This is a genomic window from Streptomyces sp. MUM 2J (assembly GCF_022414535.1).
Taxonomy (GTDB): Bacteria; Actinomycetota; Actinomycetes; order Streptomycetales; family Streptomycetaceae; genus Streptomyces.
In genome coordinates, this window is sequence record NZ_JADWYM010000067.1 from 1 (window position 1) to 22,193 (window position 22,193).

Here is a 22,193-nt window from a genome sequence, read left to right on the forward strand (position 1 = left end):
CCGCGTACATCAACCACCGGCAAAGCCCCACGTCACAGCACCATCAGACGACTTTGCCGGAGCCCTGCTCCACGACCTCGCCACCAGCCACGGAATCACCATCGCCACAGAGATCAAGACTGCGGGTTAATGATCTGCAAGCCCCAACCCCCGCGTCTTGCGTGCCACCCGTAGCCGGTCCCCCAGCATCAAGCTGTCACCCACGTTGATCTCCTCGCTGATCGGAGCATTGTGGCCAGAGTACGGATCGCGAGTCCGAAACCAGAAGGTCTGTCGCCAAGAGTTAACGGCCCCTGCATCGGGTCGGGCTTCCTCGTGTGGCTTCGCCCCTCCCGCCCGGCGCCCGAAACCTGTTGGCCGCAGGCCGCTGGCGGTGGGAGGCTCGCGACGTGATCAGCACTCCGCGCATCTTCCTTGACGGCGGCGGCGACGGCCACCAGGCGATCGACCGGGCATTCGTCACGGCCGCCCGCGTGGCGGGTGTGAGCCGAGTTTTGTATCTCCCCTACGCGATGGTGCCGCAACGCTGGCCGGGCTGCGCGGCATGGTTCGAAACGGCGTACAGCGGGGCATTCGCCGAGGTCATCATGCCGGAAGATCCCTCGCGGGCCGCCTTCGAAGAGAAGGAGTTCGGCGCGATCTACATCGGTGGCGGAGACACGGGCCGGCTCCTGGACACGCTGCGTGCCACCGGCCTGGATGACCTGATCGCTCGGCACGTGTCGCGGGGCGGCCTGTTGTGCGGCGGCAGCGCGGGCGCGATCGTGTGTGGCGCCACGATCTTAACCGCGCCACCCGAGGAACATTCGGCACGCGGCAATAAGGGTCTGAACTTGCTGGGCGGCGCCAGCCTCCTGGCTCATTACGAGGACACCTCCACCGCCCGTACCGACGCGCTCCGCCTCATTGCCGAACTGAGGGCGCCCGCTCTCTGGGCGCTCCCGGAGAACAGCGGAATCCGGCTCGATGCGAGCGGGGAGCCGCGGGCACTGGGCGAGCAGGCGTGCTTGCAGTTCACCGCGGGCGGCCGGGTGTCGAACGTCCCGGCTGAGCAAGAACTCACCCGCCGATAGCTGTCTCAGCAGGGTGTCGAAGTCACCCGCATTGCCCTCCCACCGCAGAGCTGGGGAGGTCTCAAACAGTGCTGAGCATCAGGGTTTGCTGCACGGGTACGCCGAGATCAAGAACCTTTGTCCCCGGACTTTCCAGGTGCTGCAACGCCCGCTGAGCCGCAGATGCTAGTGCCCGGGCCATGAGGGGTGGTACAGCGTTCCCAATCTGCTTGAGCATCTGCCATTCGCTGGTTTGGAAGACAAATCCGTCATGGAACGACTGGAGTCGGGCCGCCTCACGCACCGTAATCCAACGTTGAAATTCAGGGTGCACCCACTCAGAGAGATCCCTGTGCATCTGAGCGAGAATAGTGTAGGCGGGTTTCTGCGGGTGCAGGCGCCGCCATTTCTCGGGGCGCGCACCATTCCAGATCTCTTTCGGCAGGGAATCCGCTTTAGCACCAGGCTTCAGAAGCGCGATGAGTTCCTTACGGCGCTGCTGAATCTCCTTTGTGTGGTGATTGTGCAGGATCGCCTTCCCCCCGGCTGCCTCCTTCTTGTAGTCAGAGGTGTACCACTTCCCGTTGCGGTCGATGCGCAGTTCGTCAAGAACCGGGCTCTGGGCTCGCGTCCGCGGGTAGGCGAGGGGCTCGTAATGGATCGCAGTCGCTTCGGGAAGTTCGCGGATTGCCTGGTGGACGGTTGTCTCCGCAACCTTCTCCTTCTCAAGGGCAGCCGTTAGGAAAGCGTCGGCATCCATGCCAAGGTCTTCACCATCTCGCACACCAAAGAAGATCGCCCTCCGGCGCAACTGCGGGACACCGAAGTCACTTGCTGCCACGACAGCAACACCACAGTTGGAGTATCCCGCCTCGGCGAATGCAGCCAAAACCTCGCGCTTGAACCTTCCCTTAGCCAGCAACAGCATGTTGGGGACGTTCTCCATGAGGAAAACCTTGGGGCGCAGAAACTTCAACACCCGAACATACTGCGCGTAGAGCTCATTTCGTGGATCGTCGAGGATTCTCGTGCCGATCTGGCTATACCCCTGACACGGAGGGCCACCGAAAAGGAGGTCCACCTCACCGGGCGCCACTTCGGCGAACCGATCCTTTTCTTCGCTCCAGACGGGGGATGAAGGATTAAGGAAGTCATGCACATCCCCCTCGAACAGAGGAACTTCCGGGAAGTTGTGCCTGTATGTCTCCGCAGCGAACCGATCAAGTTCGACGGCGGCCTTGACGGAGAACCCTGCTAGACGCACCCCCTCACAGAACCCGCCGCACCCCGAGAACAGCGAGACTGCCCGGTTTGGAGACATGGCACCACCTTTCGTATCAGTCGAGACCTTAGCCGACGGGTGTGACAGTGGGGGCATCGGAGTCGACCCCACCGGCGAATGTGACTCATATTCCGGTGACTTATAGTCCGTGGTACATGATGCCACATCCCGTCTACGGTGCTCGTCATGCTCGACTTGCGGTTGCCCTTTGGCCTGGCCGTCAGGGCTGCACGCATGGAGCTGGGGTGGTCGCAGGAGCGCCTGTCAGTCGAGTCCGGGCTCGATCGCACGTATGTGAGCGGCCTTGAGCGCGGACGCCGCAACCCGGCGCTCCAAACGCTTGTGCGGCTGACTGACGCTCTCGACGTCCCACTGTCTGAGTTGATGAGGCGAGCCGAGGAGGGGGCAGGTGCCGTTCACGTTCAGCCAGATCGAGACGAAGAACCTGGCTAAAGACGACCTGTGCATTGAGGACCGGCGGAATTCTCCTGTGCGAGGCAGGAAAACGAAGTTCAGACTCGCGCAGCAGAACATATTGGCCTACACCTTCCCAGATTTTATTCCTGGATTTGCTGAACACGGCATCAATGCCATGCCGTATCGTGAACTCATTGACCGACCGCTCGATAACGCATTGCAGGAGGGTGACCTCCTCTACGGTGTCGACTTTAAAGTTGACAGCAACGCGAAATCGAAAGTGGCTGGAGATGTTTACGAAGAAATTTCCTCTGCAGTGCTATGGAATGCTGCCGCTTGGTGGAATAGATTCATGGTGGACGATTCGTGGCTTTCGAAGCCGAAATACGCGCGGCCCACCGTTAAGCCCTCCCCTGCCCGACAGGTCGCGATACTGCGGCTTCCGCGTAGCTATGACTGGGTTCGATTGCTGGAACCGAGTGCCCGTGACGAGATCAATAAGCTCAGGAAGGGCCTGGACGAGAAGGGTTTCGGGCTGCCCACATCCACCCCAGACCTGGCGGTAGTGGTGCTCCCCGAAGAGTTGCGCGATGACGATCTGTGGAGAACCCCGCTTCCGGATCTGAAGAAGCCCTCACAGGCGATCCTCACCAAAGCCCACGAGTATGTTGAAGGACGTGTGAGTGCCGGGGAAATTATCCTGGCTATTGCCTTCAAGACCAGCCTTCGCAGCGACCGGCTGTACCAGCCTCTCTACGAGGCCAATGTCATGCAGTTGTTGCTTGAAGGGCACCTCGGTGCTCCGAAGGTTGAATTTGAGGTGCATACACTGGAGAGCGCAGGGACAAATGCAAAGGTGACCTACACTGCTGCCTCTCTTTATGCAGTGGCCAAGAATGATCCTGATGTTCACCGTGCTGTGCGTGAGTTGTATCACCCGACTGATGCCGGGGATCTGGTCAAGCGGATGTTCGCCTTCCTGAACGAGCGCATGGCTCTCGTTTGACATAGATCGTCCGATCGCGTCTCTCCACGCACCTTATTGCCAGTGCATTACGGTGCGCGGGTCCTACTGGCTGGGCTACGGTGTGTTTGATGAGCGATCCCGCCTTTACGACGCCCACCCCTGGGCGCTCACGGAACATGGCTGCGATCAAGCGCCGGGACACCGGACCCGAGCGGGCCATTCGAACCCTCCTGCACGCTGCCGGCAGGCGGTACAGAGTGGATCTCCGTCTTGACCTGCCGGGTGGTCGCCCACGGCCAGACATCGCCTTCACGCGGGCACGAGTGGCTGTCTTCATCGACGGCTGTTTCTGGCACTGCTGCCCTCAGCATGGAAGGCGGCCACAAGTGAACGCCGACTACTGGGCCCTCAAGCTCGAACGGAACGTGGCTCGGGACCGTGCCGCAGATGAAGCACTGCTCTCCGCAGGATGGGCGGTGGTGCGGATCTGGGAGCACGAAGCACCTGACGAAGCGGTCGCCCGAATCGCCTCTGCCCTCGACGCCAGGCGGGGCAGCTAGTCGAGCTGCCCGCGCTCGAACAGGTCCTGTACCGCATCGTCGTAGCGCCGGAGCATGATCCGTCCATCCCCGGTGCTGTACGCCAGCACGCGGGTTCCCGGAGCTATGCCCGCTTGAGCAAGGAGCCCCAGGGGAAGACCCACCTGACCGTCCTCCCCGATGGTCACTTCTTCCGGCTCGCGCAACATATCCGCAGTTTCCCATCTGGCACTGACAAGAAGGGCTGGAGGGCCGACCGCCCCGTCTCGGTGTCCAACAGAGGCCAGGTCGAGAAGTCAGCACCAAACCAGCACGTGAGGGATGCAGAGGGGTGATGACGGGTGCCTGCAGGTCAGCGCCAAGTCAGCACGGGCGTGAAGAGGGGGCCTGTCCCTGAAGAGCCAGACCCCCTCCGATCTGCATGTTTGCTAGATCAGTCATGCCATGCTATGTGACCCGCTACACGTTGAAGCGGAATGGCTGAGGCCCGATCCTGACCTGCGGCGGAGCCTGCTCCATGGCTCTGACCTGGGATTCCTCGTTGGCATGCGTTGGCTCCCGACGGCCGTTTACGGGTGTCCTGCGGACTGGCTGCGGACTGGCCGGGGGCTCCGAGGCGGCGAATTCCCTGGCACACCGGCTGGGCCTGCAACGAGACTGCGCAGGTGAGCGACTCCTACCCCTGCCCGTGCTGCGGACACCGCGTGCTGAGCGCGATGCCCGGGTCGTACGAGATCTGCCCCGTCTGCTTCTGGGAGGACGACGGGGTCCAGTTCCGCTGGCCGACCATGGCCGGCGGGGCGAACAAGGTCTCCCTGATCGAGGCCCAGCGCAACTACCAGAACTTCGGCGCATGCGACCAGCACGGCCTGCGGTATGTCCGCCCGCCGGCCGAGAACGAACCGCTCGACCCCGCCTGGCGCCCCATCGACCTGACGCGCGACTCCTTCGAGGACTGGGCGGCCGAGGACCGCGCCCCGTGGCCCGACGACCACTCGGCGCTCTGCTGGTGGCTCCCCACCTTCTGGCGCCGGGACCACTCCGCGTCATGACCTCCCACATCGAGACACTCGTCCAGCAGCTCGACGGCGAGGCCGACGAGTCCTATGACGCCCGCGCGGAGCTGATCTGGATCGGCGCCGACGCCATACCCGCCGTCATCAACGGCCTGCCTTCCCTCGGCGGCTTCGGCCAGCTGACCGCCATCGAGGTCTTCGAGGAGGTGGGCGATCCCCGTTGCGGCCCCGCTCTCATCGGCCTACTGGACAGCGAGAACCCGACCGTCCGCGAATGGGCGGCCATGGCCCTGGCGAGCCTGGAAATCGACGGCGCCGTCGAGCCCCTGCGCCGCGCCTATCGCGCCTGCCTGGAAGGGGCGACCCCACCGGACTGGACCGAGCCTGTCGGCATCCGCTGGGCCCTGACCGCACTCGGCGCACGCACCCCCGTCGTCCCGCCGCTCACCGCGCGCCTACGACCCACCACTGCGGACAACGCCCCCGGCTGGCCTGCAGCCCACTTCACCGAGATCATCAACGACCTGGCCGACCACGCCCAGGTGATCCTCTACTCCCAGTTCTGGCGCGTGGACGCCGGCCGCACGTACGGCGTCTCCGGCCCCGCCCTGGACTGGGAGCTCGACTGGACCGCGCCCTGGGAGCACCTGGTCGAGGAGTCCCGCACCTGGTCCCTGCTGGAAGCCTCAGAAGCCCCCACCGGCGACAACATCTTCGTCGCCCCCACCTGGATCGACCGTAACGACCTGCACCCGGAGAGGTGACCGATGCCGTTCCAGCACCCCGAGGAGGTCGGCTACGGCTACGTGATCGAGCGCTACGCGGCAAGGAAGGACTCGGGCCACGCGCGCTACCTCGTCCTGAAAAGTGGTCGATTCCTGCGGCCCGAGTGGCCTCACGGCGAACGTTTCGCCCATCACCTCATCGACGACGCGGCCACGATCACCGATGCCGAGTTGGAAGCCCTCCTCGGCTACGAGTGGCGCTCGCGCCTCACCGCTGCATGGCTGATCGGCGTCGACCGCCGCGAACGGTTCCGCGAACGCATCGGCGACCTGCTCCTGGTCAGCGAGGTCTGCTTCTCCGGTAGCGCCTACTGCTTCGCCCTGGCCCGCTTCGGCACCCACGCGGACGCCGAGATCCTCACCGCCTACCTCGACCACTACCTCCCCCGCACCGACCTCCGCTACGACCAGCCCGCAGCCCTCGGCGCCCTCCTCCGCCTCGACGCCCACCTCGGCACCCACCACGCCGACCGCTTCACCCCGCCCGGCGGCCTCTGGGACCAGTGGGTCAACGCCCTGACCCACCTCCGCGACCACCCCGCCTACACCCCCGCCGAGCGTCGCCGCTGGACGGACCTCCAATGCGACTTCGCCAACGGCTGGACCCGGACGTAGCCGCAGCTGCCTGACTGCCGGTACGTGAAGTCCGCGCACGCCATGTACCGGCCGCAAGTGCGGCACATGAAGAGGTAGCCGGTGAGCTGCAGTACGACATCCGACTCACCGCCGCGCAGGACGCAGCAATCCGACGCGAAGGCAGGTAAGCACCCGACTCCCCTCTGTAGCATCATCTGACCAGGCGTTAGCAGCCCACACAGAGACTGGGAGATCGGACGAGGGATGACGAGCACGCCGAAACCAGCGCAGCCGATCAGCCCAGCCGCCTACGGAGCCCTGGCCGGCACGCTTAAGTCGATCTTCTGGTACAAGCGTGACCTCGAACGATTCATCCGCTTGTGGGCCACGGACCACCCTTCACTGCTGGCCCACATGGACTTCAGCGGCTACAAATGGGCCACCGCAGATGAGTTCGTGGACCGGTTGATGGCAAATGAGCGCCAATACCGCGACCTTTCACTTCGGATGATGGCGGAGGTTTCTCAACTGACGAGCTTCCCTGCACTGAAACGGCACGAGAGCGCCGAATCGCTGATCGCCGAAGCAAGAGAATCAGTCGACCATCTCAGGAGGCTGGTGGACCGCCAGCGCGTTGCCCACGAGCAACAGTCGCAGTTCGATGATGAGCTTCTCACGTACCGCGCTGTAGCGGAGGCCCAGCATGGCTTTGAAGCTAAGCTTGCCGCTCTTAAAGAACGCTTCCTCGAACTGGAGCGCATGGATAATCGCCAGAAGGCAGGCAGGCTCTTCGAGCCATTCCTGAATGATGTCTTCAGGCTGTTCGACATGGAACCACGCCTGTCATACAGCCTGGAGTACGAGCAAATCGACGGCTCGCTCACCTTCGACACGGACGACTACATCGTTGAAGCCAAGTGGTGGCAGGAGGCGATCCAGCCCCACCACCTCTACAGCTTCAATGAAAAGGTGAGGCGGAAGGGGAAAAATTCGCTTGGAATCTTTATCAGCGTAAATGGATTCACTAGCGGAGCTCGAGAAGCCTACCGGGAGAGTACGCCATTCCTGACGATGGAGGGGATCGATTTCTTCTACGTTCTCGACGGGCGCCTCACGCTCGACGAACTTTTGCGACGCAAGAAGCGTCACGCAAATGAGACCGGAAGCTGCTACTTTCCAGCCACGATGTTCCCGGGCGAATAGCCGAAACAGTCCGTCGCCGTCAAGCCGGAGTCGACGGAAGGCCCTGCACCCAAACTCAGGGTGCGCAACTAACGCCACCCGTTAAGTGACACCTGAGAACTGCCGTGCAGGTACTGATGGAGAGCACTGGCAGTTGTGTCGACAAAGGCGTCGGGGATGGCGTTCGCATCGACCCAGCGGACCTGGGAGTGCTTGCGAGGTTCGCGGTTTTCGGGTTCGCCAGTCCATTCGTGGGCGGCGAAGACGACGGTAAGGAAGCCGTTGGGGGCTTCGACGCCCCAGGCGCCATGGATGATGTGGGCGACCTTGAGGGACTCGGGCTTCACGGTGAGGCCGGTCTCCTCGTAGAGCTCGCGGACCGCGGTTTCGGTGATGGGCTCGCCCGGTTCGCTCTTGCCGACGGGCAGGTCCCACATTCCCTGGGCGAACTTCGCGTTCTCGCTGCGCTGGAGGAGGACGACGCGGTTGGTGGCCTTGTCGTGGACAATGACCGCAGCGACCAGCAGGGTCATCGATTCGAGCGCCGGCTTGAGGGCTTGGGAGCGGTCGTCGGTCTGCTGAGCCACGGTGTTCCCTTCGTCGGGCGGGTTGTTGGGCATGTTAGGCGAGCGCCTCGCGGGCGCGGCGGGCGAGATCGGCGGCGCCGGGAACGCGGCGGCGCTGGTAGACCGCGAGCGTGGAGCGGATCGAAGTGATCGCCTTCCGAGTACGGTCAGAGGTCATTCCCTCCATGAGAAGCAGGGCCTGGGCCCAGGCGGCTACGGCCTCGTCGGCGCGGGCCTGGGCGGCGAGGCTGTCGCCGAGGTCGGCGTGGGTGAGGGCGTGGACGCGCTTGTACTTCTCCGGGTCCCAGCGGGTGAGGGCGTCGCGGTGCTGCTGCTCGGTGCCGATGTGGTCGGCGAGGTCGGTCAGGGTGCGGGCGGTGTGGCTGGCCACGGTGCCTGCGGCGGGACCGCTCACACGGGAGTAGCTGGGCTGGGGGCCGTCGTCCCGTAGGAGGGCGTCCTCGGCGGCGAGCAGAGCGCGTGCGGCCGACGGGTTCTCGCCGGTGGCTGCGTAGGCGCGGGCGTGGGTGATGTGGAGGAGTGCCTCGGTCTGGCCATCAACGTGGTCGAGGCCGCACCGGAGGGCGCCTTCGACGAGGTCGACGCAGTGGTGGGGCTGCTTGAGGCTCAGGGCCTGGTGGGCGAGGGCGCGCATCATCCAGGCTGCGTGGCCGTGGGGGTCGGCTTCACAGGCGAGCTTGTAGCCGACCTGGTAGTAGCGCTGGGCGGCGCCTTCCTGGCCGAGGTCGTGGTGTTTCCAGCCTGCGAGGTAGGCGAGTTCGGCGACGGCGCCGAAGGCTGTCCGGCGTAAGGCTTCGCTGGGGAAGCGTCCGCGCAGCATGGGGGCGGCGGTGTCGGCGAGGTACGCGGTGACGGTGGTCAGGCCGTGCCCGCCGCCGAGGCGCTCGTCGGCGGCGCTGAAGGCCGTGGTGATCTGGCGTACGACGTCCACGTCCTCTGCGCCTACGAGGGACGTGCCGGTGCGGGCGCGGAGCATGCGGGCGGTGGCTTCGTGGTCGTATCCGAGCGGCATGGCGACGCCAGCGGTGGTGAAGGCCGCGATGGCGAGGAAGCGGCGGCGCTCGACATCGGCGCGGCCCAGGTCGGTGACTGCGAGGACGGGGTCGGCTTCCGCTGGCGCTTCGTCATCGCTGGACTGGAGGCCGATCTCGGTCTGGGTGACCGTACGTCCCGCTCGGCGGGACAGCGCCTCGGCCAGGTACTGGCCTACCCGGCCCGACGGGGCGCGGGTGCCGTTCACCCAGTGCGAGACGGCCGACTTGTTGGTCTGGAGGATCTCACCGTTCTCGGCGGCGATGCGCCGCACGTCTCTGGCGAGGCCCTCGTAGGTGCAGTCGACCGCCGCGATGACGTCGCGCAGACGGCAATTGAGGTCTCTCTGCGCCGCCACGATCGCCTCCACTCCGGAGCTGTAAACCGCGTATACCGCTTCAACTGCCTTCCACCGTACCCACTGAGCGTGACCACCGGTTCACTTATCAGCAGCCGCCCGGAACGGCGCAACCGTGATCCAGGCTCCCCCTTGGTCCGGGCGGCACCCCGAAGTTCCGTACGCCCACACCGGGCTCGGGCATTCCTATGCCCGGACCCGGCCGATCAGAGACGGAGACACGGTGACCACCATCGACACCACGGCCATCACGGTCGAGCTGCCCGAGGCGTTCGACCCGCGCTGGAGCCGCCTGCCCGGTATCCAGGTCGACGGCCGGCGCATCACGATCGACCCGGCCGAGTACTTCTTCCGCTTCGAGTCGAGCACGTGGCTCGTCGCCGACTGGGAGCTGGTCAAGGCCCAGCTCCTGGACGTGGACGAGACGATCGAGAGCGCGGTCGAGCAGCTCGCGCTCGACTTCATCAAGCAGCACAGCGAGTCCACCTCCGACGCGGCCCGCGTTCTGGCCACCGCGTACGAGGTGTACGCGTACCTCTTCCGCGAGGAGCACCTGGCCGGCCTCGGCCTGCCGCAGATCACCGCCGACCACCTGCGGATGCTCCGCGAGGCCGCCACGCTCATGGCGCTCAACAAGGTCGAGCTGGACGGGCACATCTCCAACGTCGGCCCGTGCTGGTTCTTCCCCGCCGCCACCTCCGTCGTCTTCGACCTGGACGACGAGATGGGCGGGATGCTCGACGAGGTGTACCACGGCGGCTGGTTCAACGAGCACCGCCGGATCGAGTCCATCAAGGCCCACGCCGCCCTCGGCGGCCGGCTCGTGCACGGCTGCCAGTCCGTGCCGGACCAGTCCGGCGGCGTGGTCGCGCCCTACGGTGCCTCGATGGCGAACTTCCGTGACGACCTCACGGCCTTCAAGGCGGGCTGGATCGAGCAGGTCTACGCCCACCGCGTGAACCCCGCCGCGTAACCCACCCGATCAGGCTCCGGGGCGGGCCGGTATCTCTCGCCCGCCCCGGACGCCACCATCCCCCCGGAGCCCTCACGTGACCACGAACCCCAGCGCCGAACTCCTCGACAACCTGCTCACCGCGACCGGCCAGACCACCGCTGTACGGGAGGAGGTGCGCGTGTGGTCCATGTCCGGCGTCGAGCGCGTCACCTTCCCCGACGGCTCCACGGCCATCCTCAAGTACGCCAAGAAGCCCTTCGACAGCGAGGACCAGGCCCTCCGCCTGGCCCACACCCTCGGCGTCCCCGTCCCCCAGGTCCACGCCTCCGCCGTCCTGGACGGCTGGCTCGGCATGCTCATGGAGGACCTCGGACCGTCCGTCCGCGAGGCCGACGACCTCGACGGTGTCGCTGCGGCCGTGGTCCTGCACGGCACCCGTACGGCTCCGCCCTTGCCCGTCCTCGACCAGAACCGGCTGCGGACGCTGCCGGCCAGGGCGCTTGAGCATCTCGAACGGCTGCGCAAGGCCGACCGGTGGCGGGACGCCGACGACGTCGAGGACACGCTCGACCGGATCGCCAAGGCCGCCGAATCCCGCTCGGCCGGAGCGACGCTGGAACCGTTCGGCTGGGTGCACTCCGAGTTCCACCCCACCAGCCTCCACATCGGCGAGCGCGGCTGGCGGCTGCTCGACTTCGCCCGCGCCTTCACCGGCCCCGGCCTGCTCGACCTTGCCAGCTGGCACGGCACCATCGAGCCCCCGCACCCCGTGCGCCTGCGTGTCTTCCTGGAGCAGTACGTCACCGCCGGCGGCACCCCCGACGCCCTCGCCCCACGCAGCGGGCTCACCGCCGAGAACTGGGCCCTGGGCTGGCACCGCATGTGGGCCGTCGAGTGGTTCATGGAGCAGGCCGTCCGCTGGATCGACGACCCGGCCACCGACCCCGCCTACATCAAGGCCGTCCGCCGGCACCTCACCGACGTCCTCCACCTCCTGGAGATCTGACGTGCTCGCCCAGGCATCCCCCTGGCACGCCCACGCCGCCCAGCGCACGGCCGCCGGACTCGCCGAACCGCTTGCTGTACCCACCCGGATGGAATGGACTACCCGACCCGGCCAAGGGCCCGGCGCCGAGATCCTCGGCCCGGACCTGCGCGGCAAGCGACTCCTGGAACTCGGCTGCGGCCCCGGCCACAACGCCGCCCACCTCGCCACCCGCCACGGCGCCCACGTCACCGGCGTCGACCTGGTCGGCCTCCAGGTCCGCCGCGCCCGCTCTCACTACGGACGGCTGAACAACCTCGCCTTCATCGCCGGCCACGCCCTGCACTACCTGCATGCCTCCGACGAGCAGTTCGACGCGGTCTACTCCGTCTTCGGCGCCGTCGGCCTCGTCGCCCCCGAGCTCCTGTTGCCGGCCATCGCGCAGCGCCTCATGCCCGGACGAGTGCTCGCCTTCTCCGTCCCCCACCCGCAGCGTGGCGGCCGAAGCCCTTCAGGCGACGACCGGCCCCGCCGCGACTTCGTCACCCTCCCCGACCGCTCCCGGCTCCCCATCGCCCGCTGGGAATTCGACACCGACCGCTGGGAGAAGCGCCTCAGCCAGGCCGGCTTCTGGCTCACCTCGGCCCAGGAGTTCCACGACCCTCGCATGGGCCACTGGCCCACCACCCTGCTGATCCGCGCCCGCAAGCTCTGACAGCCCCCGTCCGGCTTTCCCCCCGGAGGAACCGATGCGCCCGCCCTACCTGCTTCTCGACATCGACGGCGTCCTCATACCATTCCCCGACGAGCACGGTTCGACCCCGGCCACGCACGCCCGCCACGACGTCGTCCCCGCCGACCGCAGCGCCGACAACCCGGTCACCGTCTGGCTCAACCCCGACCACGGCCGCCTGCTCATGGACGTCATCCGCACCGGCCTGGTCGCCCCGGTCTGGTGCACCAGCTGGCGCCAGGACGCCACCACCCTCATCGGCCCGCTCCTCGGCCTTCCAACCCTGCCGTACGTCGATCTCCCGCGTCCGGAGATCACCACCAGCCACCCCAACGGCTACCTGTGGAAGCGCGACCACGTCGACGCCTGGCTGGGCGACGCCCCCGCTGTCTGGATCGACGACGACTTCACCGGCCTCGACCATGAATGGGCGGCGGAGCGCACTGCGAAGGGAACGTCGACCCTCCTCATTCAGCCCGACCCACACCACGGGCTGCAGCCCGAGCACCTGACCAGGCTCACGACGTGGGTCTCGCAGTTACCCACAGCCCGCGCCGCCTGACGCCCTGATGCCCTCGCTGCCACGAGCAGCGAGGGCATCAGGATGCGCCCGGGGCGCCGCCTGCCTGGGCGCCGTTCAGTCTCTGAACGAGGTGGCGGCGTGCCGGGGGCTCCTGGAAACAGATCTGACCGGAGTTCCGTGTGCAAGCAGTTCAGTGGGCTAGCCCGGAGACAATGACGGGCATGAACACGCATGTACTGCAAGCGGAGATCCTCAAGCCTAAGGCCCTGGATCCAACCGCGTGGGCTGCGATCCGGGACTGTTTCGATCGCCTCCAAGGGGCGGTCCGTGCCAACGACAGGCCCCTGGTCATCGGTTCGGCGAAGGATCTAGTCGAAGCGACAGCTCGCGTCGTACTTGACTCGCGAGGACAGCCCGCAGGCAGCAACGAGGAGTACGACAAGGTTCTCAACCTTGCTCATCGTGCGATCGAGTACCAGCCTGGACCGGGCTTGTCTCCCGATGCTGCCGTTCGCCAAGCGGCGAATAGCGCGAAGAAGCTTGCTGCCCAACTCCGAGAACTGCGGAACTCCTACGGCACAGGGCATGGCCGCTCGACGCTGCCGCCCATTGAGGATGAGGTCATCGAGACCTGCGTCGACGGGGCTCTGCTGTGGACACGCTGGGCCCTGCGCCGCTTGCAGTTCCTCATCATCGGGTCCGTGCAGCAACTCGTCACCGACCTACACAGCAGCACCTTCAGCACGGGAGACCTCGCTACCCGCCTTCAGGCGGCGGATCTTCCACGTCTGCCGTTCGAAGACCAACGACGCTTGGGGGTGGCGGTTGGCCAACGTTCGGCGAGGAACACGTTCACGGTCAGGGAAGACGGGGTCGAAGCCTGCGCGACCAGTCAAGACGATGCCGCATGGCCTGCCGGATACCGCGAAGGAGTGGCCGAAGGTCTCTTCCTGGACGTTGCGGGCCAGATCCGAGTCGACATGCCCCCGCTCAGCCCCCGGCTGGCAGCACAGACACTCGTTCCTCACCCGAGGCAGGTCGAGGTTCTGCGGGACCTGGGGGCCAAACTCCAGAGTGCTGCGTGGACTACGGAATTCAGAGCGCTCTGGCGTCAAGTAGTGACGGAAATGCATGCTGCTGACGCCTTCTTCCAGCAGGAAGACGCCAAAGAGGAATGGCTGAACATCGCGGAACGCATCAAAGCGACTGGGGAGCGGTACGAGACGGCTGGCGTTTAGAGAGTCCGGACAGCCCGGACAGCTCCCCGTGGAGCTGTCCGGGCTGTTCTTGCTGGTCAGGGCTACAGCCAGCCGTCGGACAGCTGGGACACCCCGGCTACGGCAGAAGATGCGCGTCCACAGAAGGGCATCTGACCGGGGTCAGCGGTGTCGACTGCGTTCCTCGGGCCTGATGGCCGCTGGTGTGGCCGGAGGGTGTGGCGTGGCGGACCTGGCCGATGTGCCGCTGGTGGTGCTTCGGCTGCGAGCTGCTTGCGTCCGCCGGTTCGGCTGAGCGGTGATGCGCCAGTTGAGGACCTCGGCGGGGTGCTCGGCGCTGTCGAGTTCCCGCTGGGTGCCCACTGCGGCCAGGAGGCGTCGAGGGTTGTGGCCGGCGGTTTCGGCGTAGGCGAGGGTTGTGGTCAGGGCGGTCCAAGTGGGGTCGGCGAGGATCCGGTCGGCGTAGTCGGGGAGGGCAGCGCGAACGTCCTGCTCGAAGCGACGGGCAGTTGCGGCTCGCGGTGCGCGGCGGGCCAAGTCCACCAGAACGGGCGGGGCGGCTTGCTGGTAGCCCGACTGTAGGTGGCGGAACGCTTCTTCGGCCGCAGCGGCCTGCTGTTCGTGGCCGCGCTGTTCGTGCCACTTGGCGGCGGCGCGGGCCAGATGCACTGTGGCGAAGAGCAGGGCGATGGCGAGTCCTCCCGGTTCGTTGGAGGCGTAGGCGAGTTCCTTGGCGGCCTTGCGTAGGGCGGTGGCGGCTTGGTGGTCGGCGCGGGTGGAGGAGCGGCGGGCGCGGTTGAACGCCGCTGCCGCTGCTCGTAGTTCCGCCCGGTGTGGGCCGGTCGTGGCGCTTGCGACGTTGTACAGGGCGTCGCCGAAGGCGGCCAGGTGGCCCTGGGCAGCGGCATCGTCACCGGAGTCGAGGACGGTGCGTGCCGTGTGGATGGCGGTGGCGGTGTGCCGCCATGGGTCGGAAGGGTCCGCCACATACCGCGGGCGCTCGGCCGCCTTCTGGGCGGGGAGGCGTTCGCGTAGGCGGTTGATGGAGAGGTCGGGGGCGAGCTTCGAGCCGCCGTACCAGACGGGTTCGCCGGCCGCGTTGGTGTCGCCGGGGGCGGCAAGGCTGTAGCCGATGACGTCGCCGGTCTCGGGGCCGAGGCGGGTCTTGACCTTGATGCCGAGAGACTGCAGCACGGTGAAGTAGTCGGCTTCGTTGTGTACGGCGGCGGCGACCGCGTACGCCTGCTCGCGCAGCCAGTGCCGTGCTGTGACCGTCTGGCCCTGGCGCTCGGCCTTGGCGCGCTCGGCGCCGGTGGGAGTGCGGGGTGCGGTGAGGTCGCCGGACTTCAGGCGGCGCAGGCCGAACTCGGCTTCGATCTTGCGGCATTCGGCTTGGGCGCGCTGTCCGTCGCGGTGGGTGCGTGGGCGGCGGCCGTCGGCGCGGACGGTGGTGGCCATGATGTGGATGTGGTCGTCGGCGTGGCGCACGGCGATCCACCGGCATGCCTTGTCGTCGCCTTCGGGGGCGATGCCGGTGGCGTGGACGATGCGGCGGGCGACGTCGGCCCACTCGGTGTCGGTGAGGTAGCGGTCGCCGGGTGCGGTGCGGACGGGGCAGTGCCAGACGTGCTGGGGTGGTTTCTTGCCGCCGAGTTCGCGGGTGCGCAGGTCGACGTGGGTGTCGAGGCGCTTGGCGAGCTGGGAGTAGGTGGCTGTCGGGTCGCGGCCGGGGTCGGGGGCGCCGGCCATGTCCCAGGCGGCGACGATGTGTGGGTTGGTGTGTTCGTCGCGGCGGCCGGGGCCGAAGAGGTAGGCGATCAGTCCGCGGGTGTCGGAGCCGGTGGAGACGTCAGGAACCATGGGCGGTGCCTTCTGTCAGGAGCTGGTCGATCAGTCGGTAGCTGCTCTTGGCGGCTTGCTCGACGCGGTCCAGCACCGCCTCGGCGCGCTCGGGCACCGTTCCTCGGTGGATGGCTGCGGTGATCTGGTTGAGGTTGCCGCCGATGCGGTTCAGCGCGACTGTGTGTGCCTCGACGGCCTCGATCAGCGGGCGGACCGGGTCGTCCTCCGGGCTGCCGACCAGTCCCGCCTTGCCGAGGGCGACGGCGAGGGCGGCGTCGCCGACGAATCCGGCGAACTTTTGACCGCGCTGGTGGGCGGCGGCGCTGATCACGCCGACTGCTGTCCGTGTGAAACGGATGGTCTTCTCCTGGTCGCGCTTCTCCACCGTGCGCTTGCGGTTCATCAGCGCGGGCAGGACGGGGGCATCGAGATCTCGCCAGGAGGGCTGCTCGACGGGCGGTTGGGCATCGGCCGGCGGCTGACTGCTTGGGGCGTCGGAGTCGGCTGCGGACGCTGCACCCTCCTCCGGCTCGGGCGCCCCCTGGCGCTCGGCCTTCTCCTCCGCCACCCCTGGGGCGGGGGCAAGCGCGGACGAAGCCTCGTTAGAGGCTCGTTCGCTCCAGCTTGCTGCTGATCGACGGGTCAGGCCGAAGAATCCCTTGCGGCGGCGGGTGGGGGAGTTGTCGGTGCTCGTTTCGGGCATGGTGATGCTCCGGTGGTCGTGTGGGGTGGGGCTTCGTCACGTCCGTTGCATCCGTCCCGTAGCTGGTCAGGACAGGTACGGAGGTGGTCGCAGGTACGGAGTGATCCGTATCGGCGAGGAACTCCGTCCCCGCGCTGACCTGCGCGGGGACGGATGCGACGGATTGATACGGAGCTGGGTTCAGCGCGTGGGCCTGGGGCCGGAAGGCCCACCGGGCAGGCCGATGGGCAGCGCCCCGGACGGAGGGGAGGGCGGCTTGCCCTGGGCTCGACGTACGGGCGCGGTCTTCTCTGCTGCGGGGGTCGGTTGGGCGGGGTCGGGGCAGTAGCGGGCCCAGGCGTCGAGGAACTGGTTGCGGGCGTACGCCTTGGCTTGCCTGCCGTTCTCGAAGCGGTGGTTGGCCGGGCTGATGCCGAAGTCGCGCAGCAGGTTGGCCAGGTGGTAGGCGTTCAGGCCCTTGGTGCCGTACTCGGCCCAGGGCGCCTCGGCGTCCTGGAGGAGGGCGGCGAGCAGGTCGTGGCTGCGCAGCGCCTCCGTGTCGCCGTGTTGCTCGAAGGCGCGGCGGATGTCCCGGAGCAGCCGGGTCTTCAGCGTCGTCTGTTCGTCCTGGACCAGTTCGGTGCGGGTCATCGCCAGGCAGGCGGCGCGGGCTTGGACGGGCCAGTGGCCGCCGGCCAGATCGGCGACGATCACCAGGGGCTCCCAGGTGTCCGCGGCCCGGTCTTCGACCGGCATCGGTGGCACCAGTCGGTGTGCTGTCCCGCGCAGTGGGGTCAGCCATGCGGCCAGCCTGTCGCGCAGCGCGTTCAGTTCCGGGACGGAGTGCCGGGAGCGGAAGGGAGCGACCTTCTCACCGGGCTTGCGCTTCTGCATGCGGAGCACGACGGCACGGTCCATGATCGTGTCCGGTAGGTCGCCGATGCCTGCCAGCGCGGCCATGGCGAAGGTCGGGAACGCGGTCGGCTTGTGCTCCGGGCCGGAGATCCGCCAGGCGGGGCGGTTGCGCTGGTGTCCGGCGTTCAGCAGGCCGCGCAGGTCCTCCTTGTCGCCCGCCTTCGGGCCGAAGATGGTGTCGGCCTCGTCCACCAGCAGCGTCGGCGGGTTCTTGCCGATGACGCGGAAGACCACCGCGGGCGAGGTGTTCACCGTCATCATCGGCTGATGCACGGTCTCGTGGAGCACGTCCAGGACACGGGACTTTCCGCAGCCCTTGGTCGGCCCCACCACCGCCAGCCGTGGCGCGTGCTGCAGCGCGGGCTGTATGTGGGAGGCCGCCACCCACAGCGTGACCGCCGTCAGGGCCTCGTCGCTCGGCAGCACCACGTACCGGCCGATAGCCGCGCGCAGGTCGTCCAACAGCGCGGCTCCCTCGTCAGTCGTCCCGCCGCTCGCACCGGCGCGGTCCCCGGTCCCCGAACCTCCGTCGGGGGCCACGGTCCCCGCAGATACGTGGGGACCGTGGCCCACACCATCGGCTCGGGGCGCGCCGCGCCCGTCCGGGATTCGGGGACTGGGTTCGGGGACCGGCGGACCGGAAGTCTCCACCCGGTCCCCGGCTTCCGCTCCGGCGGGACCGGTCCCCAAGGCGCTGACCTGAGCATGTTCCGTGCTGGGGGAGACTCGGTCCCCGACCGGAACACCCATCGAAGCAGGGGACCGCGACTCCGTTCGGTCCCCGCTTCGGTCCCCACTGCGCCAGGGGATGCCCTGGCCGGGGACCGCGGGGGTGGGCCAGACAACCTCGGATGTGTTCGAGGTGGCGGGGGACGTAGGGTCCTCCATAGACGTTCCTCTCAGGTGAGGGACGGGACGGGCAAGGTCCCGCCTCTCACCGGTTCGTTCGTTCAGGGATGGGCGACGTGCAGGGGAATCTCCGGCCCTCGGCGTTGGCGCGCCGGGGGCCGTTGCTGTGTCCGGGGCTCCCGGCGGTTCACGAGGCCAAGCCCCATTCCTCCTGGCCGTCGATCAGGGTGCGCTCGTAGCGCAGCAGCTCGGTCTCGGGGTAGAGCACCCGCTTGCCGACCTTGATGCCGCGCGGCCCCTTCCCGATGTGGCGCCAGTAGCGGACGGTGCTCTCGGCTGTGCGGTAGCGCTCGGCGACCTCGGCGGTGGTCAGGTATCGCATGCATTCCCATTCGGCTAGGTGACGATTCGATCTGCATAGAGTTGTACCTCGGGATCGGCGTTTAACCAAATCGGGAAGCCCATGTTTCAATTGGGATAGCGACGGCGACGATGGAGGCGTGATGGCAGGCGACAGGCCCGAGGGCGGCGAGGTGCCGCTGCTCTACAGCGAGGGAAACGTGGCCGCGCGCGTGGCGCTGGAGCGCGAGGTCCGAGGGTGGAGCACGACCGAACTGGCGGAGCGGGTGACCAGAGCCGGCGTCAAGATGAACCAGACAGCGGTCTGGCGTATCGAGAACGGCACCCCCCGCCGCCGCATCAACCTCGACGAGGCCCTCGCCTTCACCCGCGTCTTCGAGCTCCCCCTCGAAGAACTGATGTCACCGCCCCTGGAGGGGCTCGACATCGCCAGCCGGCGGCTCGTCCAGGAGGCCGTCGAAGCGTTCTACGAGACCCGCGACGCACGCGACCGGCTCCACCGCGCCGTGGTCGCCATCGCCGACCACATCAAGGCCCACCCCGACAGCTCGCGGGCCATCCACGAGCAGTGCCTCCGCCTCATGGGCGACGAGCGGGACGCTCGCACCCTCAGTGGCGACATCGAGGACGGTGGCCACTACTGACAACCGACACGAAGGAGAGGCCACTTGGCCAACATCCAGAAGCGCCCCAACGGCAAATGGCGGGCCCGCTACCGCGACCTCGACGGCAAGGAGCACGCGCGCCACTTCGACCGCAAAGTCGACGCCCAGCGGTGGATCGACGAGGTCACGGCCAGCCTGGTCACCGGTCAGTACGTCGACCCACGGTCGGCGAAGAGGCCCTTCAAGGAGTACGCAGAGGAATGGCGGGCCATCCAGCCGCACCGGCCTTCCACGGCCAAGGCGGTGGCCCAGCACCTGCGCTGCTACGTCTACCCGGCCTGGGAGAAGCGGGCACTCGGCGCCATCAAGCCTGGCGACGTACAGAGCTGGGTCACCAGCCTGACCACCACGCACGGGCTGGCCGCCAGCACCTCACGAACGGTCTTCAACACGGTCAACGCCGTCTTCAGGGCGGCAGTCCGTGACCGGATGATCCCTCACAACCCGTGCGCCGAGGCGAAGCTGCCCTCGGTACCACGGAAGAAGATCGTGCCGCTGGCCGTCGAGCAGGTGCGGACGCTGTCCGAGGAGATACCCGCCCGGTACAAGGGCCTCGTGCTTCTCGGCGCGGCCACCGGGCTCCGCCCCGGCGAGCTCTTCGGCCTCCAGCTCCGGCACGTGGACCTGCTCCACGCGACCGTCTCGGTCGAGCAGCAGATCCAGCAGACCGCCAAGCACGGCGTGTACGTCTGCCCGCCCAAGACCGATCGCTCGCACCGCACGGTCCCACTCCCCCGCATGGCGGTGGATGCGATGAAGGCCCACCTGCGGGACTTCCCCGCCGATGGGCCCGAGGGCTGGATCTTCACGGCACCGCAAGGCGGACCCGTGGTCTACACGCACTTCATGGATGGGTCCTGGCGGCCCGCCTGCGCGAAGGTCGGCATACCGAAGGGCACCGGACCCCACGCCCTCCGGCACCACTACGCCAGCCTGCTGATCAAGCACGGCGAGTCCGTGAAGACGGTCTCCGAGCGCCTCGGCCACACCAACGCGGCCATGACGCTGAACATCTACACCCACCTGTGGCCCGACTCCGAGGAGCGGACCCGGGCCGCCGTCGACAAGGCGTACGCGGACCGGTCCGCCGATGCCCAGCCACAGGTCGACGAAGCGGCGTAGCCGCTCCCCCGCGCGCTGACCGAAGTCAGCACGCTGCGGACTCTGTGCGGACCGCAAAGGCCGCCCAACCCGCTCCGTCGCAGGTCAGACGGCCTTTCGCCGAACGTATTAGACGTTGAAGCGGAACTCCACCACGTCCCCGTCCTGCATGACGTAGTCCTTGCCCTCCATGCGGGCCCTGCCCTTGGCGCGGGCCTCGGCGACCGAGCCGGAGTCGACGAGGTCGCCGAAGGAGATGACCTCGGCCTTGATGAAGCCCTTCTGGAAGTCGGTGTGGATCACGCCGGCGGCCTCGGGGGCGGTGGCGCCCTTCTTGATGGTCCAGGCGCGGGACTCCTTGGGGCCCGCCGTCAGGTAGGTCTGGAGGCCGAGGGTGTTGAAGCCGACGCGGGCGAGGGTGGCGAGGCCGGGCTCGTCCTGGCCGACGGACTGGAGGAGCTCCAGTGCCTCGTCCTCCTCCAGCTCGGCGAGGTCCGCCTCCAGCTTGGCGTTGAGGAAGATCGCCTCGGCGGGGGCGACCAGGGCGCGCTGCTCGTCCTTGAAGGCGTCGTCGGTCAGCTCGTCCTCGTCGACGTTGAAGACGTAGAGGAACGGCTTGGTGGTGAGCAGGTGCAGGTCGTGCAGGGGCTCGGCGCGCTCGCTGCCCTGGACGATGCCGTGGCCGAAGAGGGTGTCGCCCTTCTCCAGGATCTCCTTGGCCTCCTCGACGGCTTTGACCTTGGATGCCAGGTCCTTCTTGATCCGCGACTCCTTCTGGAGGCGGGGCAGCACCTTCTCGATGGTCTGGAGGTCCGCGAGGATCAGCTCGGTGTTGATCGTGTCGATGTCGTTCTTGGGCGAGACCTTGCCGTCGACGTGGACGACGTTCTCGTCCTTGAAGGCGCGGATGACCTGGCAGATCGCGTCGGACTCGCGGATGTTCGCCAGGAACTTGTTGCCCAGGCCCTCGCCCTCGGACGCGCCGCGCACGATGCCGGCGATGTCGACGAAGTCGACGGTGGCCGGGAGGATGCGCTCCGAGCCGAAGATCCCGGCGAGCTTCGCCAGGCGGGCGTCGGGGACGCCGACCACGCCGACGTTGGGCTCGATCGTGGCGAACGGGTAGTTGGCCGCCAGCACGTCGTTCTTGGTCAGGGCGTTGAACAGGGTCGACTTGCCGACATTCGGCAGACCGACGATTCCGATCGTGAGCGACACGTTGCGACTTCCCGTACGTGAGGGTGGAGGGTGGGCTCCCGGGCGGGGCCGATCCACCAGTCTACGGGGTGCCCGGCCCGGTCCGGGTGGGCCTCTCGAACGCCTGGCCAAGCTCTGTTCAACGGCGTGTCCGAGCCCTGATTCGGCACATAAACCGACCTAAGTTGGTCCGATGGAGCAGCACAGGACGCGTTCTCCTCAGTCCGGACCGCGCGGCGGCACGCCCGCGCCCCTGCCGCCGCAGTCGGACCGCGGCGCGAACGAGGGCCGCCCGGCGCGCCCCACGACGCCCCGGGCAGCGCGGAAGGCCCGCCCGGCGGGACCGGGCGGCCGTCCCCCGGCGCAGGGCACGCCC

General features: G+C 67.5%; 23 protein-coding genes. 15 read left to right on the top strand and 8 right to left on the bottom strand.

The annotated features are described in order from the left end of the window. The first annotated feature begins 389 nt into the window (after positions 1 to 389). On the top strand, positions 390 to 1,073 hold the full coding sequence (locus tag I3F54_RS30555; RefSeq protein WP_240122173.1) for a Type 1 glutamine amidotransferase-like domain-containing protein: 684 nt from the start codon (positions 390 to 392) through the stop codon (positions 1,071 to 1,073). A gap of 61 nt (positions 1,074 to 1,134) precedes the next feature. On the opposite strand, the gene I3F54_RS30560 is transcribed toward I3F54_RS30555, so the two are convergent. Further along, complete coding sequence (locus I3F54_RS30560; RefSeq protein WP_240122174.1) at positions 1,135 to 2,373, bottom strand: DNA cytosine methyltransferase; 1,239 nt, start codon at positions 2,371 to 2,373, stop codon at positions 1,135 to 1,137. A gap of 147 nt (positions 2,374 to 2,520) precedes the next feature. Here I3F54_RS30560 and I3F54_RS32665 point away from each other — a divergent pair, with 147 nt between their 5' ends. From I3F54_RS32665 to I3F54_RS30590, 7 genes are all read left to right on the top strand, one after another. After that, entirely contained in the window at positions 2,521 to 2,787 is a 267-nt protein-coding gene (locus I3F54_RS32665) for a helix-turn-helix domain-containing protein (protein ID WP_374205989.1), read from the top strand. Continuing rightward, on the top strand, positions 2,744 to 3,757 hold the full coding sequence (locus I3F54_RS30565; RefSeq protein ID WP_240122175.1) for a Cfr10I/Bse634I family restriction endonuclease: 1,014 nt from the start codon (positions 2,744 to 2,746) through the stop codon (positions 3,755 to 3,757). The genes I3F54_RS32665 and I3F54_RS30565 overlap by 44 nt, the downstream gene beginning before the upstream one ends. 137 nt (positions 3,758 to 3,894) lie before the next feature. Beyond that, positions 3,895 to 4,278, top strand: a complete 384-nt coding sequence (locus tag I3F54_RS30570) for a very short patch repair endonuclease (RefSeq protein ID WP_374205990.1) — start codon at positions 3,895 to 3,897, stop codon at positions 4,276 to 4,278. Between the two features lie 644 nt (positions 4,279 to 4,922). Further along, positions 4,923 to 5,309 carry a CPCC family cysteine-rich protein gene (locus I3F54_RS30575; RefSeq protein WP_240122177.1) on the top strand — a complete coding sequence of 129 codons (387 nt, stop codon included), beginning with the start codon at positions 4,923 to 4,925 and terminating at the stop codon, positions 5,307 to 5,309. Continuing rightward, on the top strand, positions 5,306 to 6,037 hold the full coding sequence (locus tag I3F54_RS30580; protein WP_240122178.1) for a HEAT repeat domain-containing protein: 732 nt from the start codon (positions 5,306 to 5,308) through the stop codon (positions 6,035 to 6,037). Before I3F54_RS30575 ends, I3F54_RS30580 begins: the two co-directional genes overlap by 4 nt. Before the next feature lie 3 nt (positions 6,038 to 6,040). After that, the gene (locus I3F54_RS30585; protein ID WP_240122179.1) at positions 6,041 to 6,673 is read left to right on the top strand and encodes a DUF6000 family protein; all 633 of its coding nucleotides are present in this window, start codon (positions 6,041 to 6,043) and stop codon (positions 6,671 to 6,673) included. Between the two features lie 225 nt (positions 6,674 to 6,898). After that, a complete protein-coding gene (locus I3F54_RS30590) occupies positions 6,899 to 7,837 on the top strand; it encodes a restriction endonuclease (protein ID WP_240122180.1) in 939 nt (312 codons plus the stop codon). Between the two features lie 68 nt (positions 7,838 to 7,905). Here I3F54_RS30590 and I3F54_RS30595 read toward each other — a convergent pair whose 3' ends face one another. Continuing rightward, positions 7,906 to 8,436, bottom strand: coding sequence for an NUDIX domain-containing protein (locus tag I3F54_RS30595; RefSeq protein WP_240122181.1), 531 nt, complete (start codon positions 8,434 to 8,436; stop codon positions 7,906 to 7,908). A 1-nt stretch (position 8,437) separates the two neighbouring features. Further along, the gene (locus tag I3F54_RS30600; protein WP_240122182.1) at positions 8,438 to 9,793 is read right to left on the bottom strand and encodes a tetratricopeptide repeat protein; all 1,356 of its coding nucleotides are present in this window, start codon (positions 9,791 to 9,793) and stop codon (positions 8,438 to 8,440) included. A gap of 223 nt (positions 9,794 to 10,016) precedes the next feature. Here I3F54_RS30600 and I3F54_RS30605 point away from each other — a divergent pair, with 223 nt between their 5' ends. The 5 genes from I3F54_RS30605 (at position 10,017) to I3F54_RS30625 (ending at position 14,227) form a co-directional block, all read left to right on the top strand. Beyond that, positions 10,017 to 10,766: a hypothetical protein gene (locus I3F54_RS30605; RefSeq protein ID WP_240122183.1), complete on the top strand. Its 750-nt coding sequence runs from the start codon at positions 10,017 to 10,019 to the stop codon at positions 10,764 to 10,766. 76 nt (positions 10,767 to 10,842) lie between these two features. Next, positions 10,843 to 11,754, top strand: a complete 912-nt coding sequence (locus tag I3F54_RS30610; RefSeq protein WP_240122184.1) for a phosphotransferase — start codon at positions 10,843 to 10,845, stop codon at positions 11,752 to 11,754. A 1-nt stretch (position 11,755) separates the two neighbouring features. Then, on the top strand, positions 11,756 to 12,448 hold the full coding sequence (locus I3F54_RS30615; RefSeq protein WP_240122185.1) for a bifunctional 2-polyprenyl-6-hydroxyphenol methylase/3-demethylubiquinol 3-O-methyltransferase UbiG: 693 nt from the start codon (positions 11,756 to 11,758) through the stop codon (positions 12,446 to 12,448). Positions 12,449 to 12,482: 34 nt separating this feature from the next. Further along, positions 12,483 to 13,028, top strand: coding sequence for an HAD domain-containing protein (locus I3F54_RS30620; RefSeq protein WP_240122186.1), 546 nt, complete (start codon positions 12,483 to 12,485; stop codon positions 13,026 to 13,028). A 182-nt stretch (positions 13,029 to 13,210) separates the two neighbouring features. Then, positions 13,211 to 14,227 carry an abortive infection family protein gene (locus I3F54_RS30625; protein WP_240122187.1) on the top strand — a complete coding sequence of 339 codons (1,017 nt, stop codon included), beginning with the start codon at positions 13,211 to 13,213 and terminating at the stop codon, positions 14,225 to 14,227. A 141-nt stretch (positions 14,228 to 14,368) separates the two neighbouring features. Here the strand turns inward: I3F54_RS30625 and I3F54_RS30630 are convergent, their stop codons facing one another. From I3F54_RS30630 to I3F54_RS30645, 4 genes are all read right to left on the bottom strand, one after another. Then, entirely contained in the window at positions 14,369 to 16,066 is a 1,698-nt protein-coding gene (locus I3F54_RS30630; RefSeq protein ID WP_240122188.1) for a relaxase/mobilization nuclease domain-containing protein, read from the bottom strand. Next, positions 16,056 to 16,616, bottom strand: coding sequence for a MobC family plasmid mobilization relaxosome protein (locus I3F54_RS30635; protein ID WP_240122194.1), 561 nt, complete (start codon positions 16,614 to 16,616; stop codon positions 16,056 to 16,058). Before I3F54_RS30635 ends, I3F54_RS30630 begins: the two co-directional genes overlap by 11 nt. 315 nt (positions 16,617 to 16,931) lie before the next feature. Further along, a complete protein-coding gene (locus tag I3F54_RS30640) occupies positions 16,932 to 18,185 on the bottom strand; it encodes a DUF3631 domain-containing protein (RefSeq protein WP_240122189.1) in 1,254 nt (417 codons plus the stop codon). A 496-nt stretch (positions 18,186 to 18,681) separates the two neighbouring features. Continuing rightward, positions 18,682 to 18,876 carry an AlpA family transcriptional regulator gene (locus I3F54_RS30645; RefSeq protein ID WP_240122190.1) on the bottom strand — a complete coding sequence of 65 codons (195 nt, stop codon included), beginning with the start codon at positions 18,874 to 18,876 and terminating at the stop codon, positions 18,682 to 18,684. A gap of 121 nt (positions 18,877 to 18,997) precedes the next feature. Here I3F54_RS30645 and I3F54_RS30650 point away from each other — a divergent pair, with 121 nt between their 5' ends. Together I3F54_RS30650 and I3F54_RS30655 are read left to right on the top strand one after the other, a co-directional pair. Beyond that, complete coding sequence (locus I3F54_RS30650) at positions 18,998 to 19,498, top strand: helix-turn-helix transcriptional regulator (protein WP_240122191.1); 501 nt, start codon at positions 18,998 to 19,000, stop codon at positions 19,496 to 19,498. Positions 19,499 to 19,522: 24 nt separating this feature from the next. Continuing rightward, on the top strand, positions 19,523 to 20,641 hold the full coding sequence (locus I3F54_RS30655; RefSeq protein ID WP_240122192.1) for a site-specific integrase: 1,119 nt from the start codon (positions 19,523 to 19,525) through the stop codon (positions 20,639 to 20,641). Positions 20,642 to 20,749: 108 nt separating this feature from the next. On the opposite strand, the gene ychF is transcribed toward I3F54_RS30655, so the two are convergent. Further along, positions 20,750 to 21,838 (bottom strand): redox-regulated ATPase YchF, encoded by a 1,089-nt coding sequence (gene ychF, locus I3F54_RS30660; protein WP_240122193.1) that lies wholly within the window; start codon positions 21,836 to 21,838, stop codon positions 20,750 to 20,752. Positions 21,839 to 22,193: the final 355 nt, after the last annotated feature.

What these genes read in the sequence shown, in the direction of transcription:
- I3F54_RS30570 (WP_374205990.1), top strand. Translation starts at nt 3,895, where the DNA reads ATGGCTGCGATCAAGCGCCGGGACACCGGACCCGAGCGGGCCATTCGA.
- I3F54_RS30650 (WP_240122191.1), top strand. Translation starts at nt 18,998, where the DNA reads ATGGCAGGCGACAGGCCCGAGGGCGGCGAGGTGCCGCTGCTCTACAGC.
- I3F54_RS30585 (WP_240122179.1), top strand. Translation starts at nt 6,041, where the DNA reads ATGCCGTTCCAGCACCCCGAGGAGGTCGGCTACGGCTACGTGATCGAG.
- I3F54_RS30625 (WP_240122187.1), top strand. Translation starts at nt 13,211, where the DNA reads ATGAACACGCATGTACTGCAAGCGGAGATCCTCAAGCCTAAGGCCCTG.
- I3F54_RS30630 (WP_240122188.1), bottom strand. Translation starts at nt 16,066, where the DNA reads ATGGTTCCTGACGTCTCCACCGGCTCCGACACCCGCGGACTGATCGCC.
- I3F54_RS30620 (WP_240122186.1), top strand. Translation starts at nt 12,483, where the DNA reads ATGCGCCCGCCCTACCTGCTTCTCGACATCGACGGCGTCCTCATACCA.
- I3F54_RS30590 (WP_240122180.1), top strand. Translation starts at nt 6,899, where the DNA reads ATGACGAGCACGCCGAAACCAGCGCAGCCGATCAGCCCAGCCGCCTAC.
- I3F54_RS30560 (WP_240122174.1), bottom strand. Translation starts at nt 2,373, where the DNA reads ATGTCTCCAAACCGGGCAGTCTCGCTGTTCTCGGGGTGCGGCGGGTTC.
- I3F54_RS32665 (WP_374205989.1), top strand. Translation starts at nt 2,521, where the DNA reads ATGCTCGACTTGCGGTTGCCCTTTGGCCTGGCCGTCAGGGCTGCACGC.
- I3F54_RS30645 (WP_240122190.1), bottom strand. Translation starts at nt 18,876, where the DNA reads ATGCGATACCTGACCACCGCCGAGGTCGCCGAGCGCTACCGCACAGCC.
- I3F54_RS30580 (WP_240122178.1), top strand. Translation starts at nt 5,306, where the DNA reads ATGACCTCCCACATCGAGACACTCGTCCAGCAGCTCGACGGCGAGGCC.
- I3F54_RS30595 (WP_240122181.1), bottom strand. Translation starts at nt 8,436, where the DNA reads ATGCCCAACAACCCGCCCGACGAAGGGAACACCGTGGCTCAGCAGACC.